At 71.6% G+C, this 15,383-nt stretch carries 17 protein-coding genes; 11 read left to right on the top strand and 6 right to left on the bottom strand.

The features are described 5' to 3' along the window. Window positions 1-133: 133 nt before the first annotated feature. The 3 genes from NS220_RS15460 to NS220_RS15450 all read right to left on the bottom strand — a co-directional run bounded on the left by NS220_RS15460 (window position 134) and on the right by NS220_RS15450 (window position 2,654). Complete coding sequence (locus tag NS220_RS15460) at window positions 134-994, bottom strand: CPBP family intramembrane glutamic endopeptidase (RefSeq protein WP_193755392.1); 861 nt, start codon at window positions 992-994, stop codon at window positions 134-136. Next, window positions 991-1,716, bottom strand: a complete 726-nt coding sequence (gene trmB / locus NS220_RS15455; protein WP_058624909.1) for a tRNA (guanosine(46)-N7)-methyltransferase TrmB — start codon at window positions 1,714-1,716, stop codon at window positions 991-993. Before trmB ends, NS220_RS15460 begins: the two co-directional genes overlap by 4 nt. Window positions 1,717-1,820: 104 nt before the next feature. Next, the gene (locus NS220_RS15450) at window positions 1,821-2,654 is read right to left on the bottom strand and encodes a DUF3097 domain-containing protein (RefSeq protein ID WP_058624908.1); all 834 of its coding nucleotides are present in this window, start codon (window positions 2,652-2,654) and stop codon (window positions 1,821-1,823) included. A 127-nt stretch (window positions 2,655-2,781) separates the two neighbouring features. On the opposite strand from NS220_RS15450, the gene NS220_RS20745 reads away from it, so the two are divergent. The 4 genes from NS220_RS20745 (at window position 2,782) to NS220_RS15430 (ending at window position 7,019) form a co-directional block, all read left to right on the top strand. Then, the gene (locus NS220_RS20745) at window positions 2,782-4,842 is read left to right on the top strand and encodes a TPM domain-containing protein (protein ID WP_058624907.1); all 2,061 of its coding nucleotides are present in this window, start codon (window positions 2,782-2,784) and stop codon (window positions 4,840-4,842) included. 91 nt (window positions 4,843-4,933) lie between these two features. Further along, on the top strand, window positions 4,934-5,689 hold the full coding sequence (locus NS220_RS15440; RefSeq protein ID WP_058624906.1) for a PspA/IM30 family protein: 756 nt from the start codon (window positions 4,934-4,936) through the stop codon (window positions 5,687-5,689). A gap of 65 nt (window positions 5,690-5,754) precedes the next feature. Continuing rightward, on the top strand, window positions 5,755-6,567 hold the full coding sequence (locus NS220_RS15435; protein ID WP_058624905.1) for an arginase family protein: 813 nt from the start codon (window positions 5,755-5,757) through the stop codon (window positions 6,565-6,567). Beyond that, window positions 6,564-7,019 (top strand): hypothetical protein, encoded by a 456-nt coding sequence (locus NS220_RS15430; RefSeq protein WP_058624904.1) that lies wholly within the window; start codon window positions 6,564-6,566, stop codon window positions 7,017-7,019. The genes NS220_RS15435 and NS220_RS15430 overlap by 4 nt, the downstream gene beginning before the upstream one ends. 18 nt (window positions 7,020-7,037) lie before the next feature. On the opposite strand, the gene NS220_RS15425 is transcribed toward NS220_RS15430, so the two are convergent. The 3 genes from NS220_RS15425 to NS220_RS15415 all read right to left on the bottom strand — a co-directional run bounded on the left by NS220_RS15425 (window position 7,038) and on the right by NS220_RS15415 (window position 8,796). Continuing rightward, entirely contained in the window at window positions 7,038-7,502 is a 465-nt protein-coding gene (locus NS220_RS15425) for an SIP domain-containing protein (protein ID WP_058624913.1), read from the bottom strand. Window positions 7,503-7,579: 77 nt separating this feature from the next. Next, window positions 7,580-8,290 (bottom strand): tyrosine-protein phosphatase, encoded by a 711-nt coding sequence (locus tag NS220_RS15420; protein ID WP_058624903.1) that lies wholly within the window; start codon window positions 8,288-8,290, stop codon window positions 7,580-7,582. Further along, window positions 8,287-8,796, bottom strand: coding sequence for a carboxymuconolactone decarboxylase family protein (locus NS220_RS15415; protein ID WP_058624902.1), 510 nt, complete (start codon window positions 8,794-8,796; stop codon window positions 8,287-8,289). Before NS220_RS15415 ends, NS220_RS15420 begins: the two co-directional genes overlap by 4 nt. Window positions 8,797-8,931: 135 nt before the next feature. Between NS220_RS15415 and NS220_RS15410 the strand changes: the two genes are divergently transcribed. The 7 genes from NS220_RS15410 (at window position 8,932) to NS220_RS15380 (ending at window position 15,331) form a co-directional block, all read left to right on the top strand. Beyond that, the gene (locus NS220_RS15410) at window positions 8,932-9,849 is read left to right on the top strand and encodes an alpha/beta fold hydrolase (protein ID WP_058624901.1); all 918 of its coding nucleotides are present in this window, start codon (window positions 8,932-8,934) and stop codon (window positions 9,847-9,849) included. Window positions 9,850-10,008: 159 nt separating this feature from the next. Then, a complete protein-coding gene (locus tag NS220_RS15405; protein ID WP_058624900.1) occupies window positions 10,009-11,520 on the top strand; it encodes an ABC transporter substrate-binding protein in 1,512 nt (503 codons plus the stop codon). Continuing rightward, window positions 11,517-12,467, top strand: coding sequence for an ABC transporter permease (locus tag NS220_RS15400; RefSeq protein ID WP_058624899.1), 951 nt, complete (start codon window positions 11,517-11,519; stop codon window positions 12,465-12,467). The genes NS220_RS15405 and NS220_RS15400 overlap by 4 nt, the downstream gene beginning before the upstream one ends. After that, window positions 12,464-13,333: an ABC transporter permease gene (locus NS220_RS15395; RefSeq protein WP_058624898.1), complete on the top strand. Its 870-nt coding sequence runs from the start codon at window positions 12,464-12,466 to the stop codon at window positions 13,331-13,333. The genes NS220_RS15400 and NS220_RS15395 overlap by 4 nt, the downstream gene beginning before the upstream one ends. Next, complete coding sequence (locus NS220_RS15390; RefSeq protein ID WP_058624897.1) at window positions 13,330-14,196, top strand: ATP-binding cassette domain-containing protein; 867 nt, start codon at window positions 13,330-13,332, stop codon at window positions 14,194-14,196. Before NS220_RS15395 ends, NS220_RS15390 begins: the two co-directional genes overlap by 4 nt. Continuing rightward, the gene (locus NS220_RS15385; protein WP_193755391.1) at window positions 14,193-14,984 is read left to right on the top strand and encodes an ATP-binding cassette domain-containing protein; all 792 of its coding nucleotides are present in this window, start codon (window positions 14,193-14,195) and stop codon (window positions 14,982-14,984) included. The genes NS220_RS15390 and NS220_RS15385 overlap by 4 nt, the downstream gene beginning before the upstream one ends. 5 nt (window positions 14,985-14,989) lie before the next feature. Further along, window positions 14,990-15,331, top strand: coding sequence for a transcriptional regulator (locus NS220_RS15380; protein ID WP_058624911.1), 342 nt, complete (start codon window positions 14,990-14,992; stop codon window positions 15,329-15,331). Window positions 15,332-15,383 lie beyond the last annotated feature (52 nt).

Genomic DNA, 15,383 nt, shown 5'->3' with positions numbered 1-15,383 from the left:
GCGGCGACACGTGCGGAGCGTCGGTGCAGCGGCGGCGACGCGTACGGAGCGCCGGGGCAGCGGCGGCGACACGTGCGGAGCGCCGGGGCAGCGCCGCCGACACGTACGGATCGCCGGGGCTCGGCATCCGGGATCAGAGGAGGAAGACGGATGCCGCGCCGGGGTTGTGCGCGTGCACGAGCACGCCGAAGACGACCGCGTCGAAGAGCAGGTGCACCGTCACGACGTACCAGAGCGAGCGCGTCTTGAGGAAGAGGAAGCCCTGCACGATCGCGAACGGCACCGTCAGGAACGGCCCCCAGGCCTGATAGCCGAGCTCCCACAGGAACGACACGAACACGACCGCCTGCAGCAGGTTGGCGGTCAGATCGGGGAAGTGGCGGCGGAGCAGGACGAAGACCGTGCAGATGAAGAAGAGCTCGTCCCAGATGCCCACCGCACCGACCCCCACGAAGAGGCGGGCGATGAGGTCGGGGGTGGTCACCTCGGGCCAGTTCGTGTAGACGCCGGAGGTGATGAAGTAGAACGGCAGGATCAGGTAGCCGAGCACGATGACGCCCGCCAGCCACGCCCACTGCCACCAGGTCCAGCGTCCGCCGCCGCGCCAGGGGAACGAGATCGCACGATCCCGGTAGACGAAGCGCGAGATCGCGTACGGCACGACGACCGCCCCGCCGAGGGCGAGCGTGAACCGCACGAAGGCCGCGTCGTCGAGCTCGGCGTGCAGCGGGATGAGACTGACGATGAACTGACCCGCAGCGACGAGCGAGATGTCGCGGGCGATGCTCGGCTCGTCGGAGCGGGCGAGGGCGACGCCGTTGCGGCGATCGACGAGAACGGCGGATGCCACGGCGAGGGCGAGCAGGATCCACCCGAGCCACACGATCTGAACGACGAACAGCACCGGGGCGGCGAGGCACACCGCGAGCGCCGGGATGAGCTTCGGCGTCCACGTGGAACGCTCGCGCACCGGCACCGCGGTGTGCGCGGTCACGGCGATACCCGCGTGTACGTCAGGTCGCGGATGTCGCGGCCGACGCGCAGACCTTTGCGCTCGAACGCGGTGAGCACGCGCCCCTCGAAGCGCTCGGCCCACTCCCCCGCGAACGCCCGCTCGAAGCCGGGGGCGGCGTCGAGGACGTCGCGCATCTGATCGGCGTAGTCCTGCCAGTCGGTCGCGAGGCGCAGGGTGCCGCCGGGGCGGAGCGCTTGGGCCGCGATGCGCGCGAAGTCGGGGGCGACGAGACGGCGTTTGGTGTGCTTGTTCTTGTGCCAGGGGTCGGGGAAGAACACCCACAGTTCGTCGACGGATGCCGCGGGCAGCAGGTGCTCGAGCGCCTCCGGCGCGTTCGCCTCGACCAGTCGCAGGTTCTTCACGCCCTCGCGATCGGCGTCGAGCATCGTGCGGGCCAGACCCGCGGTGAAGACCTCGACGGCGAGGAAGTCGGTGTCGGGGTCGGCGGCGGCGGCCGAGACGATCTGGTGCCCCTGCCCCGAGCCGATCTCGACGACGAGCCGCGCCGCGCGGCCGTACACGGCCGCGGGGTCGATCGCGGTTCCGGCCTTCACGCTCGTCGCGGCCGCGGCGCGCTCGACCGGCAGCAGGTAGAACGGCGACAGCTCTGACCAGGCGCGGTCCTGCGCCTCGGACATGCGGCCGCTGCGCCGGACGAACGACACCGGCTTGTCGCGGAACACGGGGGCGGCGGCATCCATGTCTTCCAGGCTATCCGCCGCGTGACTCGCCATTTCTTGTCGCTTCGCCGATGCGGAAGCGACAGATTCTGGCGACTCGCGCGAGAGGGCGCGCTTGCGGCCGCTCACGGGACCGTCACGAAGTCGATGAGCTCCTCGACGCGGCCGAGCAGGGCCGGTTCGAGGTCGCGAAACGTGGTGACCTTCGACAGGATGTGCTGCCACGCGCGGGCCGTGTCGGCCTGCTCCTCGGCGGGCCAGCCGAGGGCGCGGCAGACGCCGACCTTCCACTCGATGCCGCGGGGCACCTCGGGCCACGCGGCGATGCCGAGGGCGCGCGGGGTGACGCACTGCCACACGTCGACGAAGGGGTGGCCGACGATGCGCACGTGGGCGCCGTGCCGGCCGCGCGCGATCTTCTCGGCGATGCGCGACTCCTTCGAGTTCGGCACGAGGTGGTCCACAAGCACGCCGTAGCGTCGCTCGGCGGTGGGGGGCTCGGCATCCAGCTTCTCTTCGAGCAGGTCGACGCCCTCGAGGAACTCCACGACGACGCCCTCGGCGCGCAGGTCGGCACCCCAGACCTTCTCGACGAGCTCGGCGTCGTGCTTGCCCTCGACGAAGATGCGGCTCGCGCGGGCGGTGCGCGCGCGCTGGTCCTCGACCGCGAACGAGCCGGAGGCCGTGCGCGTACGCCCCTTCGCCGCGGCGGCCGGAGCCTTCAGGACGATCGGCTTGCCGTCGACGAGGAAGCCACCGCCGAGGGGGAAGAGCCGGCGCTTGCCGAAGCGGTCCTCGAGCTCGACGTTCATCCCCTCGATGCGGGTCACCGCGCCGACGTAGTCGGTGCCCGCGACCTCGACCACGAGATCGACGGATGCCGCCACCTCAGCGGGCGTGATGCGTCCGGCGTCGCGCCAGCCGCGCGCGAGCACGTCGGTGCCGTAACGGTCGTCCATGGTGCTGTACCTCCGAGCGTCCGAGCCTATGCGGGGCTCCCGTGCGCGGAGAGCGGACGCGCCGCTCCTACCCCGGTGTCGGAGGTCGTTTATAGAGTGGTCGGGTCCGGCTGCCGAAGGGGGAGGGATGCGAAAGCCCAGTGCCGCAAGAGCGACGGTGGCTCTGCTCGTGCTGGTCGCCGGGGTGCTCGGGTGGCCGCTGTCCGCCGCGGCCGTGCCGCCGCCCGCGCTGGGGTCGAGCTTCGTCCTCGATCAGGCCGACGTGCTGACCAACGCGCAAGAGGCCGAGGTGCAGTCGCGTCTCGTGCGCCTCACCAACGACACCGGCTTCGACATGTGGGTCGCGTACGTCGACGAGTTCACCGAGCCCGAAGCCGCCGCGGACTGGGCCAACGAGACGGCGAACCGCAACAGCCTCGGCCCCCATCAGTACCTGCTCGCCGTGTCGGTGACCGGCCGCGCGTACTACCTCTCGGGAGACGTCGACGACGGTGCCCTGACCTCGACCCAGCTGGCCGACATCGAGCAGAATCTCGTGCAGCCGGCGCTCGCGAGCGGCGACTGGGCGGGCGCGGCCGTGAAGGCCGCGGACGGCCTCACTGCCGCCGAGCGCGCGGCCCCCGCTCCCCCGCCACCGACGCCCGCGGGCAGCGGTCCTGATTTCGGTCTCATCGTGCTCCTGGTGCTCCTCGCGCTGGGCATCGTGGGCGGCCTGCTGTGGTTCGGGCTGCGCCGTCGGCGAGCGGCATCCGGGGGCTCCGCCGCCCCGATCGAAGACATCGACGATCTCGCCCGTCGCGCGGGATCGGCGCTCGTCGCAACCGACGACGCGATCAAGAACAGCGAACAAGAGCTCGGGTTCGCGCGCGCCCAATTCGGCGACGAAGCGGCCGCGCCGTTCGTCGACGTCCTGGCGAAGGCGAAGGCCGACCTGGATCGGGCTTTCACCCTTTCGCAGCAACTCGACGACGAGACGGCCGAGACCCCCGAACAGCGTCGCGCCGGATACACCGAGATCCTTCGCCTGTGCGCCTCCGCCGATGACGCGCTGGATGCCAAGGCCGCGGCGTTCGACGAGCTCCGGGCCCTCGAGGCCGAGGCGCCCGAGGCTCTCGCTCGCGTGCAGCACCAGCACGCCGCCGCGGCGGCGGCCCTTGCCGGGGCAGACGCCGAACTCGGGCGGCTGCGGCAGCGTTACGCCGACAGCGCCCTCGCCCCCGTGTCGGACAACGCGACGCAGGCCCGAGCCCGCCTCGACCTGGCGGCGCAGCAGATGGCGGAGGCCTCGACGGCTCTCGCCGCGGGGGAACGCGGGGACGCCGCTGTCGCTCTGCGCGCGAGCCAGGCGGCCGTGAGCCAGGCCGAGACCCTCGAGAAAGCGATCTCGACCCTCGCCGCCGACCTCACCACGGCGGAGCGCCGCTCGACCGATCTCGCCGCCGAGATCGACGGCGACATCGCCGCGGCCGGCGCGCTCCCCGACCCGGACGGCCGGATCGCGGGGGCGGTGGCCGCGGCGACCGCCCAGCGCAACACCGCGCGCGCGTCGCTCGGCGGCGAGAGGTCGGATCCGCTCGCCGCGCTCGCGACCCTCGAGCAGGCCAACGCCACGATCGACGCGGTGCTCGCCGCCGCGCGCGACGAGGCGGAGCAGCAGCGGCGCGCCGCCTCGCAGCTCGACAGCGCCCTCGTCCAAGCCCGGGCGCAGGTCTCGTCGACCGAGAGCTTCATCGCCGCGCGGCGAGGAGCGGTCGGGCCCACGGCCCGCACCCGCTTGGCCGAGGCCGGAGCGGCGCTCGTCCAGGCCGAGCAGCTGCGCGCGAGCGATCCCGCGGCGGCGCTGACGCTCGCGCAGCGCGCCGTGCACCTCTCGAGCGAAGCCGGTTCTCTCGCGCAGAACGACGTCGGGGGCTTCGGCGGCGCGTCGGGTGGTGGCACCGACATGCTGGGAGCGATCCTGGGCGGCATCGCCGTCAACTCTCTCCTCGGCGGAGGGTCACGGCCACGCGGGGGCTTCGGCGGCGGGTTCGGCGGGAGTTTCGGCGGCGGGTTCGGCGGCGGTTCCGGCGGCGGTTCCGGTAGCCGTTCCGGCGGATCGCGGTCGCGCTCGGGGGGCGGCGGTATGCGCTCGGGCGGCTCGCGCAGCAGCGGCGGCGGCCGGTCGCGCCGCGGAGGTGGTCGCTTCTGATCCGCCGTCGCAAGCCATTCCCGGCCGTCACAGAGAATTCGTAGCATTCGACACCAGACTCGACATCGTCGCCTTAGGAAGGAACCCCCGCATGGCCAAGCAGTCCATCTTCGGTCGCATGACCACCCTCGTTCGCGCGAACATCAACGCGCTTCTCGACCAGGCCGAGGACCCGCAGAAGATGCTGGATCAGCTCGTCCGCGACTACTCCAACTCGATCGCCGACGCGGAGTCGGCCATCGCCGAGACCATCGGCAACCTGCGCCTCCTCGAGCGCGACCACCAGGAAGACCGCCAGGCCGCGGCGGAGTGGGGCAACAAGGCCCTTGCTGCGAGCCGCAAGGGCGACGAACTGCGCTCGTCGGGGAACATCGCCGAGGCCGACAAGTTCGACAACCTCGCCAAGATCGCCCTGCAGCGTCAGATCACCGCCGAGGGCGAGGCGAAGGCGGCCGAGCCGACGATCGCCGCGCAGACCGAGGTCGTCGACAAGCTCAAAGACGGCCTCAACGGCATGAAGACCAAGCTCGAGCAGCTGAAGGCCAAGCGCAACGAGCTCACCGCGCGCGCCAAGGTCGCCGAGGCGCAGAACAAGGTGCACGACGCCGTCCGCTCGATCGACGTCCTCGACCCCACCAGCGAGCTCGGTCGATTCGAAGACAAGATCCGCCGCCAGGAGGCTCTGGCCGCCGGCAAGCAGGAGCTGGCGGCATCCAGCATCGATGCGCAGTTCAACGCGCTCGAAGACGTGGGCGAGCTGACCGAGGTCGAGGCACGCCTCGCGGCCCTCAAGGTCGGCGGCCCCCAGCGCGCCGCCATCGACGCGCCCAGCCCCGACCAGGTCTGACCCGTCCCGAGAGTGCATCGTCCGGTTCCCCGGGCGGTGCACTCTCGTCTCTCCCGGAGGTACCCATGGCGCGTTTCATCGTCGCTCCGCAGTGGCAGGGCTCGTCGTCGTCCCGCGCCATGCAGCTCATCGACGGGGCCGAGGCGATCGCCGGCGACCTGCCGCGGGCCTCGACCACGGTCCTCGACGCGGTCCCGGAAGCCGGAGACGCGCATGCAACGGGCGTGCACCGCCTCAGCGCGCTGATGCGGATGCGAGAGCGCATCGAAGACGCCGTGCGCGCCGGCAGCGAGCCCGCCATCGTCGTGGGGGGTGACTGCGGCGTGGCTCTCGGCTCCGTCTCCGCCGTCGCGGGCGACGATCTCGCCGTGGTGTGGATCGACGCCCACGCCGACCTCAACACCCCGGTCTCCTCCCCCAGCGGCGCGTTCCACGGCATGGTCCTGCGTGCGATCGCCGGCGAGGGCGAAGACCTGCACCGACTCGAGCCCGGAATCGCCCCCGCGCGGATCGTGCTCGCCGGAACCCGTGCTCTGGATGCCGAGGAGCGGCGTTTCATCGAGGAGCACGGCGTGCGGGTCATCGCCCCCGCCGACCTGGCCGATCCTGAGGTGCTCGCCGAGGCCGTCGTGGCGACCGGGGCATCCCGCGTGTACGTCCACATCGATCTCGACGTACTCGACCCGGCGGAGGTCACCGGCGTCGCGCTGCCGGAACCGTTCGGCGCGCAGACGGCCGAGGTCGTGGCATCCGTTCGACGTCTGCGCGAGCGGTTGCCGCTCGCGGGGGCGACGCTCACCGAGTTCTCGCCGTCGTCGCCCGCCGCGTCCGTCGACGACCTCGGGACGATCCTGCGGCTGATCGGAGCCCTGGCATGAGCACGATCCCCCGGCCCCCGGCCGGGTGGCGCGAGCGCGCGGACCGGGCCCTCGCGCGCGGGCGGATGTGGGACCGGTTGATTCCCGGCATCCTCCTCGACTCCCCGATCAGCCGCGTCGGCTACTGGTACGGCTGCACGGTCGGATGGGTGTGGGGGTCACTCTGGAGCACCGGCCGGGTCGAGAAGCGCCACGGGCTCTGGGTCTTCCGGGGGCTGCCCTCCTGGGCGTTCCCCCGCGGCGGCGTCTGCGTGGGCGGGTGCTTCCTCACCGGCGACGATCGCCCGACCGACACCGTGCTCGGTCACGAGGCCGTGCACAGACGGCAGTGGCAGCGCTACGGGTTCCTCATGCCGGTTCTCTATGCGCTCGCGGGTCGCGATCCGCTGCGCAATCGCTTCGAGATCGAGGCCGGTTTGGCCGAGGGAAACTACGTGCCGCGCGGCAGCTGAGGCCGTGGCGCGGCGCGCTCAGCGCGCGGTCGCGAGACCGAAACGCTCGGGAGTGTGGATGGCCTGAGCGTCGACGCCGTGACGGACCACGAGGTCGTCGACGATCTCGGCGGTGCCGAGGTAGCCGCCGAGCAGGAAGATGCGGGTGTCATCGTCGTCGCAGCACAGCATCTCGCCGGCCCAGCCGGACACCGCTCGGGCGAGCGCTTCCCCGGAGGCGCAGCAGCGGCCGGTGCCGGGTGCACCTCCCCGGCGCGAGCGGTCGAGCCAGGTCAGCGTCATACGGGCGGGGGCGGCGATGCGACCGATCCAGGACGCGTCGGGGACCTCGATGAACACGCGCCCCGTCGAGCAGATCGGCAGCGTCGCAAGCAGTGTCTCGAGCTCGACGAGAGAAGTCTCGTCGGCGGTCACGAGGTGCTGCACGCGGGTGTGCCGCGACGCGCGGCAGGCGGCGTCGTTGTGCTCGGTGGAAGGGGCCATGATGGCATCCACTATACCCGCAGAGAAGGGTTGCCTAACCTGAGTTCTCGCTCAGTATCGTGACGTCGAAGGACCCGTCAGGAGACGAGCACCTCGCGCAGGCGCCGCAGTTCGGCCTCGCTCAGGCCGTGCGCGCGCAGGTATCCCGCCGGCGAGCCGTACTCGCGATCGAGACGCTCGAGGAGCGTACGCATCACCGGCGCGGGAGAGCGGGTCGCGAGTGCCTCGGCGTGCACGTTCTCGGGGTGGAAAGCCCGGATCGCACGCAGGACGGCGGCATTTCGCTCCGGCGGCAGCAGGGCCTCGGTGCGGGCGTAGTCGGCGACCACGGCATCGCGGTCGACCCCTGCCGCGGCGAGCGCGATCGCCACGGTCACCCCCGTGCGGTCCTTGCCCACCGTGCAGTGCACGAGAACTGGCTGAGCGCTCAGGATGCCGCGAACCACCGCCACGACCCGGTCGGCGGACTCGTCGACGATCGAGGCGTAGAGCTCATCGAGGCTGACATCGCGTGCGAAGAACGAGTCGACCGAACCGAGGAACAGCGGTTCGTGCTGCACCTCGACGGGGAGGTCGTCGAAGCGACTCGGCGCGTGGGTCACCTCGGTCTCATCACGCAGGTCGATCACCCGGCGGATGCCGAGGGTGCGCAGGGTGTCGATCCCCGCGTCGTCGACCGCGACGAGGTTGCCGGAGCGGAACAGCACGCCCTCGCGCGTGCGCCCCTCCCCCGCCGGCAGACCGCCGACGTCGCGGAAGTTCGCCGCCCCCGAGACCAGCGAGGTCATGCGCTCTCGCCCCCGTGCTCGTGCGGTGCGGTCGCGGGGGCGGGGCCGCGCGGCGGCACCGGGTACCGGCCGGCGATCGCCACCCGGTTGAACGCGTTGATCGCGACGAGCACCCAGCTGAGCGCGACGTACTCCGCCTCGCTCAGGATGCCGCCGGCGCGGTCGTAGACCTCGTCGGAGATGCCGTCCTCGTGGATGAAGGTGAACGATTCGGTGACCTCGAGCGCCGCGCGCTCGCGCTCGTCGAACACCCCGGACTCTCGCCAGGTCGCGATCTGCGCGATCACATCGGCGTCGAGACCGGCCTTCACCGCCGCGTCGACGTGCACGCGCACGCAGTAGGCGCATCCGTTCAGCTGCGAGGCGTGGATCTGCACGATCTCGCGCAGCCGCGCGTCGATCCCGGCCTCGGCGGCGAGCCGCCCGACCGTGCTCGAGAACGACCGCAGCGCCGCATACGCCTCGGGCGCCTTCTTCGACAGGTGTACGCGCTTCTCCTCGCCCATGGCGACAGCCTACGGCGGCCCCGCGCCCCCTTCCCCGTCTGTCGCCTGCCTGTGTCGCCTTCGTGGTGTGCGTCCGGCATGCGTCGCGGAGGAGGAGGTGGCGGCGCTCGGGCGCGAGGTGCGAGGGTGGACCCCATGCCCGAGGTCGACGAGTTCTCGTTCCTGCCCGCCCAAGCCGCCGACATCGGGCGGCCGACCCCGAGCGTCGAGCGTGTTCAGCTCACGCTCGCCGACGGACGCACCCTCAGCGGCCTGCGGTGGGGTGACGCTCCCCCGGCCATCACGCTGCTGCACGGCGCGGGACTCAACGCGCACACGTGGGACACGACCCTGCTGCACCTCGGTCTTCCGGCCCTCGCGCTCGATCTCCCCGGCCACGGGGACTCCTCCTGGCGCGACGATGCGGCCTACGTCGCCCGCGTCCTCGCGCCCGATGTCGTCACGGCGATCGAGACGTGGACGACCGGACCGCAGACACTCGTGGGGCACTCGCTCGGCGGTCTCACGGGCGCCGCGGTCGCGGCATCCCGTCCCGACCTCGTCGAGCACCTCGTCGTCGTCGACATCACCCCGGGCATCGACCCGAGCGGCGGCCCCGCGCAGCTGCGCGCGTTCTTCGCAGGCCCCACCGACTGGGCCTCGCGCGACGAACTCGTCGATCGCGCTCTGTCGTTCGGGCTGGGCGGCTCCCGCGCCGCCGCGGAGCGCGGGGTCTTCCACAATTCGCGCGTGCGCGCCGACGGGCGCGTCGAGTGGAAGCACCACTTCGCCCACCTCGCGGCGGCCGCGGTGAACGCGGGCGCGGATCCGTCGACCCCGGATGCCGTGCGCGCGGTGCTCGCGACGACGGGCTGGGACGACCTGGCCCAGGTGAGCGCCCCTCTCACCCTCATCCGCGGCGAGCGCGGATTCGTCACGGCGGACGACGCCGACGAGTTCGTCCGGCGCGCGCGGTCGGCCGAGGTTCGTACGCTCACGACGGGCCACAACGCTCAGGAGGAGGATCCCGCCGGTCTCGCCGCCCTCGTGCGCGAGGTCGCCTCGCGGGCCTGACCTCGCGCTGTGCGACGTCGCACCGTCGACGTCGCACCGTCGACGTCGCACAGTGTCACGAACGGCGTGCGGGGAATACCGGTGAAAGTAGGCTGTTTTCATCCCTGCACCGCATCCACAGCACTCGGATGCCTCGGCCTGCGAAAGGACATCCCCGCAATGCTGCGCCGCACCGCCCTCGCTACGAGCGCGCTCCTGATCGGAGCACTCCTGCTCACCTCGTGCACCGCCTCCGGCAACGACCCCGCCCCGAGCGGCGACGTCGACCCGAACGCCACGCTGACCGTGCGCCTGTCGCTCGAGCCGTCGAACCTCGACATCCGCCACACGAGCGGAGCCGCCCTCGAGCAGGCCCTCGTCGACAACGTCTACCAGGGCCTGGTGACCCGGGACGGCGATCAGAACAACGCCATCGTCCCCGCCCTGGCCACCGAGTGGAACGTCTCCCCCGACGGTCTGACCTACACGTTCGCCCTGCGCCAGGGGGTGACCTTCCACGACGGCAGCGCCCTCACGGCCGACGACGTCGTCACCTCGCTCCAGACCGCGAAAGATGACGCGACGATCCAGAACAGCACCGACCTGGCGAACGTGGCATCCTTCTCCTCGCCGGATGCGTCCACTGTCGTGGTGACGCTCGCGAAGCCGAACATCGACTTCCTCTTCGCGCTGACGGGCCGCGCCGGCCTGATCTTCAAGAACGGGGACACGACGGCCCTCCAGACGGCCGAGAACGGCACGGGCCCGTTCCGCGTCGAGACCTGGAACACCGGCCAGAGTCTGACGCTCGCCCGCTACGACGGGTACTGGGGCGAGAAGGCGGGCGTGGCGCAGGTCGTGCTCGACTACATCCCCGACCAGAGCGCCGCCAACAATGCCGCGGTGAGCGGCGACGTCGATGTCGCGCTCGAGATCGACCCCGAGCTGCAGAGCCAGATCGAGGGGACCGGGAACTTCACGATCGAGTCGGGCCTGACCACCGACAAGGGCATCCTCGCGTTCAACAACCAGCGCGCTCCCCTCACCGACCAGCGGGTACGCGAGGCCCTCCGCCTCGCGGTCGATCACAACGCCCTCGCCGAGACCCTCATCACCGCTCAGCCCCTGAACGGTCCGATCCCCCCTTTGGACCCCGGCTACGAAGACCTCACCGGCAGCATCTCGTACAACCCCGACCGGGCCCGCGAGCTCCTCGCGGAGGCCGGGGCCGACAACCTGAGCCTCACGCTGACGATCCCCAACGTGTACCCCGGCGCTCTGGCGACGTTCCTGGTGGCGTCGTACGCCGACGTGGGAGTGAAGCTGCAGGTGAAGCAGGTCGACTTCTCGACGTGGCTGACCGATGTCTACACGAACCACGACTACGACCTGAGCTTCGTGCGCCACGTCGAGGCGCGCGACTTCGGCAACTGGGCCGACCCGACGTACTACTTCGGCTTCGACAACGCCGAGGTGCAGAACCTCTACGCCCAGTCGCTGGCGACCACCGACGCGCAGCAGTCCTCCGACCTGCTCGCCGAGGCGGCTCGGATCGTGGACGACCAGGATGCCGCCGACTGGCTGTTCCTGTCGGCTCCGCGCACCGCGGTGGGCACGAACGTGTCGAACTTCCCGAAGAACTCCCTCAACGTGCGCCTGCCGCTGGCGGGCGTGACGGTCTCGTCGGAGTGATCCGCTACGCGCTGACACGGCTGGGCCTGCTCGTGCTGGGCCTGGCCGTGGCCAGCGCGCTGATCTTCGTCTCGCTGCGGGTCCTTCCCGGTGACGTCGCACAGCTCGTCGGCGGTACCCAGGCGAGCCCCGACCAGGTCGCAGCGCTCCGCGAGAGCCTCGGGCTCAACGTCCCCCTGTGGCAGCAGTACGTCGAGTGGATCGGCGGACTCTTCCGCGGCGACCTCGGCGCCTCCCTGCTCACCGGCACCCCCGTCGTCACGGAGCTCGTCGACAAAGCTCAGGTGACGCTCCCCCTCGCGGCGATGTCCCTGATCGTGGCGCTCGTCGTCGGCATCCCGTTCGGGGTGTTGTCGGCCCTCGGTCGTCGCCGCGCGGGCGGAACCGCGCTGAGCGTCGGAGCGCAGGCGCTCGCGGCCGTGCCGGTGGTGTGGGCGGGCATGATGCTGGTCGTCGTGTTCGCCGTCTGGCTCGGGTGGCTGCCCCCGCAGGGGTTCCCGCGCGCGGGGTGGAACGACCCGGGTGCGGCGTTGCGGGCGCTCATCCTCCCGGCCGCGACCATCGGCGTCGTCGAGGGGGCGATGCTGCTGCGGTTCGTCCGCAGCGCGACACTCCAGGCTCTCGGACAGGACTACGTGCGCACCGCGGCGGCGAAAGGTCTCACCCAGACGCGGGCTCTGCTGCGCCACGGCCTGCCCAACGTGGGCCTGTCGATCATCACGGTGCTCGGGCTGCAGATCGCGGGGATCATCGTGGGCGCCGTCGTCGTCGAGCAGTTGTTCACCCTCCCCGGCATCGGACGCATGCTCGTGGCGGACGTCGCCGCCCGCGACCTGCCGAAGGTGCAGGGAGAGCTCCTCGCGCTGACCGGATTCGTCCTGATCGTCGGGTTCGTGGTCGACCTGCTGCACCGCGTCATCGATCCTCGACAGCGGGAGGCGTCGTGAGCACCCTGAAACGCCTGTGGAGCCTCGGCACCGGTCGGTTCGGCATCCTGATCGTCGTTCTGCTCGTCGCGGTCGCGCTCGTCTCCCTCGTGTGGACGCCGTTCGATCCCGCCGCCGTCGACGTCCGCGCGCGGTGGGCCGATCCCTCGTGGCCGCACGTCCTCGGCACCGACAACAACGGCCGCGACATCGCGAGTCTGCTCATGGCGGGAACGCGCACGACGATCCTGGTGGCCGTCGGTGCGGGAATCGTCGCCTCGGTGATCGGGATCACCCTCGCCGCCCTCGGTGCGCTCACCGCGCGGTGGATCCGCGAGAGCGTCGCGGTGCTGGTGGACATCCTCATCGCCTTCCCCGTCCTCATCATCGCGATGATGATCTCGGCGGTCTGGGGCGGCTCGCTGGCCGTGGTGATCTGGGCGGTCGGGATCGGTTTCGGCGTCAACATCGCGCGCGTGACCCGGCCGGAGCTGCGCCGCGTGCTGCACAGCGACTTCGTCCTCGCGGGGCGCGCGAGCGGGCTGACCCCGTGGCAGAACCTGACGCGACACCTCTTGCCGAACGTCGCCCCGGTGTTCATCGTGCAGCTGTCCTGGGGCATGGCGGTTGCCGTCCTCGCCGAGGCGGGACTGTCGTACCTCGGCTTCGGCGCCCCGATCACCCAGCCCTCGTGGGGCGTGCTGCTCAGCGATCTGCAGGCCTACATCGCGGTGCATCCGCTGACGGTGGTCTGGCCGGGGCTCGCGATCACCCTCACCGTGCTGGGCTTGAATCTCCTCGGCGACGCACTGCGCGAGGCCGCCGACCCCACGCTCGCCCAACGCGCGCCCACCGCCCGCACGCACGTGCCGGGGGTGGTCGCATGAGCCTCCGAGTGGAGGACCTGCGCATCGAGATCGGCGGACGCGCCGTGGTCGACGGCGTGTCGTTCGAGGTGCCCGACGGCACCCGGGTGGGACTGATCGGCGAGTCGGGCTCGGGCAAGTCGCTCACCGCCCTCGCGATCCTCGGGCTGCTCCCCGACGGCGCGCGCGCGACCGGGAGCGTCCGCTGGAATGACCGCGAGATCCTCGGGCTGCCCGATCGCGAGCTCGCAGCCCTCCGCGGCGATGACATCGGCATGGTCTTCCAGGAGCCCCGCACGGCGCTCAATCCCCTCCACACGGTGGGGCGCCAGATCGGCGAATCGGTCCGTATCCATGAGGGCGTCTCGCGCCGCGAGGCCCTGCGACGGGCGGTGACCGAGGCGGAACGGGTCGCCCTCCCCGAGCCCGAGCGTCTCGTGTCGCGCTATCCGCACCAGCTCTCCGGGGGCCAGCGACAGCGCGTCGCGATCGCGATGGCGCTCGCCTGCCGACCGCGGCTTCTCATCGCCGACGAACCCACGACCGCGCTCGATGTGACCATCCAGGCCGGCATCCTGTCGCTCCTGCGCTCCCTGGTCCACGATGCCGGGATGTCGCTCGTCTTCATCACCCACGACCTGGCGGTCCTCGCCCAGGTCGCCACGCACGCGGTCGTCCTGGAGCAGGGGCGGGTCGTCGAGGAGGGCGAGGTCACCGCCCTCCTGCGCGAGCCGTCGTCGCCGGTCACGCGGGCGCTCGTGCGGGACGCGGCGGCGACGCTGTGGCATCCGGAGATCGCGGGGACGGATGCCGGGACCCCGGCGTCTCCGGCCGACCTGCCGCCTTCGCGCGGCGAGGCCGAGACGGACGAGGAGACGCCATGACCGGGACGCTCATCCACGCACGCGGGCTCACGCGCAGCTATCCCGCGCCCCGTCGGGGATTCCGCCGCCCGGAGCCCACGATCGGTCTCGACGACGTCGACCTGTCGGTACGCGCCGGCTCGGCGGTCGGTGTGATCGGCGAGTCCGGGTCGGGCAAGTCGACGCTCGTGCGCCTGCTCCTGGGGCTCGACGTCCCCACGGCCGGCAGCGTCGAGGTCGACGGTCGCCCCGTCGACGCGCGCGGCTCGGCGCGATCGCTGCACTGGCTGCGACGGGCGACCGGGATCGTCTTCCAGGACCCGTACGCGTCCCTCGACCCGCGCATGAGCGTCGGACGCATCGTCGGCGAGCCGCTGTGGGCGCTCGGTGTCGAGGGCGACCGCCGGGCGCGGGTGCGGGAGGTCCTGGAACAGGTCGGGCTCGACGCCGACATGGCGGCGCGCTTCCCGCACGAGTTCTCGGGCGGCCAACGTCAACGCATCGCGCTCGCCCGGGCGATCGTGCACCGCCCGCGGATCCTCGTGGGCGACGAGCCGCTGTCGGCTCTCGATGTCACCGTGCGGGCGCAGATCCTCCGACTCCTCGCGCGCTTGCGCGCCGAACAGGACCTGACGCTCGTGCTCGTCTCGCACGACATCGGCGTGGTGCAGAACGTGTGCGACCAGGTCGTCGTGATGAAGGACGGCCGGGTGGTCGAACAGGGACCGACCGAGAAGGTGCTGCTGCAGCCCCAGGCGGCGTACACGCGGCAGCTTCTGGCATCCGTTCCGACGCTGCCGCGCGGGTGATCGCCATGGCGAGGGATCCTGCCGACGACGGGCGGGCTGCGTCGGTCGCACCGCGGTTCGACGAAGCCATCCACGCGCCGACGAGGCTGCGGATCTGTGCGATGCTGCGCCCGCTCGCCGAGGCGGATTTCGCCGACGTCCGAGCAGCGCTCGACCTCAGCGACGCGCACCTCTCCAAGACGCTTCGCGCTCTCGTCGATCTCGGGTACGTGAGCACGACGAAGCAGCCGTCCCCCGAGCGGGCGGACGAGCGCCGGACGACCCGGGTGAGTTTGACGCCCCTCGGCCGCGCGGTCTTCGACGCGCACTTCGCCGCTCTTCGCGCGATGGCCCCGCCGGACGCGTGATGCCGCCGCGCGGGAGGCATTCCGGGGCTCTGGACAAGGGATGCCGCAATGT

The sequence above is a fragment of the Microbacterium testaceum genome (genome assembly GCF_001476655.1).
GTDB classification, from domain to species: Bacteria; Actinomycetota; Actinomycetes; order Actinomycetales; family Microbacteriaceae; genus Microbacterium; species Microbacterium testaceum_C.
Note: the sequence above shows the minus strand (reverse complement) of the source record. Positions and strands in the feature narration are given on the sequence as shown.